Consider the following 2096-nt stretch of genomic DNA (forward strand, 5'->3'; position numbering starts at 1 on the left):
CCCAGCACCAACGGCTCAAGCGGAAGCGCCAGCGCCAACTGGCAGGCGACCTACGGCACGCTGGGCGTGGGCTACAACTATTCCCGCGACCAGCACGATCTCAACTGGCAGCTCTCCGGCGGGGTGGTCGGCCACGCCGACGGCGTGACCTTCAGCCAGCCGCTGGGCGACACCAACGTGCTGATCAAAGCGCCGGGGGCATCGGGCGTCAGTATTGAAAACCAGACCGGCGTGAAAACCGACTGGCGAGGCTACGCGGTGATGCCGTATGCCACCGTCTATCGTTACAACCGCGTGGCGCTGGATACCAACACCATGAGCAACAACACCGATATCGAAAACAACGTGAGCAGCGTGGTGCCGACCAAAGGCGCGCTGGTACGCGCCAGCTTTGATACCCGCATTGGCGTGCGCGCCCTGCTGACGGTGATGCGCGGCAACCAGCCGGTGCCGTTCGGCGCAGTGGTGCATGAGACCAAAAGCGGCGTGACCAGCATGGTGGGGGATGACGGGCAAATTTACCTGAGTGGGCTGCCGCTGGAGGGCGAACTGCTGATCCAGTGGGGCGACGGGGCGCAGTCCCAGTGTCGCGCACCTTACAGCTTGTCTGAACAGAGCCTGCAACAGGCAATCACACTTAAGGGGATCAGCTGTGATTAAAACTCAACTCTTTGCCTTGTCGCTGCTGGCGTTACTGCCTGCGACAAATGCGTTAGCGACCGTGTGCGTCAATGAAAACGGCGTGCCGACGGAAGTACATTACGACCTGACGGATAAATTCAACAGCTCGAATAACCAGATTGGGCAGGTCGTGACGCTCAGCGAGAAATCGCAGTGGGTAGGGGTGAATGCCGTCTGCCCGAAGGGCACGACCGGGAATACCACCAAGCGCAGCTATGTGACCGATTATCCGGTAACGGGGACCAGCGATGGCTACCAGTATCTGAAGCTTAATGACTATCTGGACGGGGCAATGAAAATTACTGATGACTGGGCTGGCGTATTTTATCCGCCAAAAAGCTATATCCAGATGGGGAGCCATCCTAACGTCCCCAAAAACAAACCGTTTGGCGTTCTGGACTCCAGCCTGGTCTTCCGTCTTAAGGTGACCCGGCGTTTTATTAACATGGTCGTTATCCCTCGCACCACCATGTTCCGCGTTTACGTCACCACCACCTCTTCCGATCCGTTAACCACGCCGGTCTATACCATCAGCTACAGCGGAACCATTCAGGTGCCGCAAAGCTGCACCATCAATGCCGGTAACGTGGTGGAGTTTGATTTCGGCGACATCGGCGCCTCCTTGTTCAGCAAGGTGGGCGTGGGTAACAAGCCGGAGGGCGTCTCATCGCAAAGCAAAACCATCGCCATTAAATGCACCAACGTGGAGGCGAACGCTATGCTGACGATGCGCGTCGAGGCGGAAAAAGTCTCTGATAATGTGCTGGTGTCGGATAATCCGGATGTGGGGTTTATCATTGCCAACGAGAGCGGTGCGCCGCTCACGCCTAACAACCTGACGAGCAAAATTCCGTTCCGCCTGGACGACAGCGCGCAGGCGCAGGTGGGGATCCGGGTCTGGCCGGTGAGCGTGACGGGCAATAAGCCAGCGGAAGGGCGCTTCACCTCGCGCGGGTATTTGCGCGTGGATTACGACTAAGGAGCCGATATGCGAAACGGGATCCGTTTTCTCACCGTAGCGCTCTTTGCGCTTTGCACCCAGGCTCGGGCGGACACCGCCCTGGGCGAGATTAATATTCGGCTCTACGGCAATATCGTCGATTTTACCTGCGTTGCCGAGGGCAGCGACAGCGACAAGGCCGTCCCGCTGGGCACCTGGCCCACGAAGCAACTCAACACCACGGGGAGCCGCACGCAACCTATGCCCTTCACGCTGAAGCTGACCGGCTGTCCGCCCGGGGCGGCGTCCATTACGTTTTCGGGTAAAGCCGACGGGAGCAATAGCGGCCTGCTGGCGCTGAATGACGCCAGTACAGCAAGCCATGTCGCCGTTGAGATCAGGGATGCGGATAAAACGCGGCTGGCGCTTCAGCAGGCCAGCCGGCCGGTTTCGGTTGACGCACAGGGAAATGCGA

Annotated in this window: 3 protein-coding genes; all 3 read left to right on the forward strand. The window is 59.1% G+C overall.

Going from position 1 to position 2096, the window contains the following annotated elements; genetic code table 11:
• On the forward strand, window positions 1-660 hold a 660-nt coding region (locus UTM25_RS16975), incomplete at its 5' end, for a fimbria/pilus outer membrane usher protein (protein WP_320715089.1).
• Window positions 653-1660, forward strand: coding sequence for a type 1 fimbria D-mannose specific adhesin FimH (fimH, locus tag UTM25_RS16980; protein WP_320704285.1), 1008 nt, complete (start codon window positions 653-655; stop codon window positions 1658-1660). The genes UTM25_RS16975 and fimH, both read left to right, overlap by 8 nt.
• A 9-nt stretch (window positions 1661-1669) precedes the next feature.
• Window positions 1670-2096: fimbria assembly protein (sfmF, locus tag UTM25_RS16985; protein WP_320715091.1), on the forward strand; the 427-nt coding region annotated here is incomplete at its 3' end.

The organism is Enterobacter sp. 61D5, assembly GCF_034107965.1.
Lineage (GTDB): Bacteria > Pseudomonadota > Gammaproteobacteria > Enterobacterales > Enterobacteriaceae > Enterobacter > Enterobacter cloacae_M.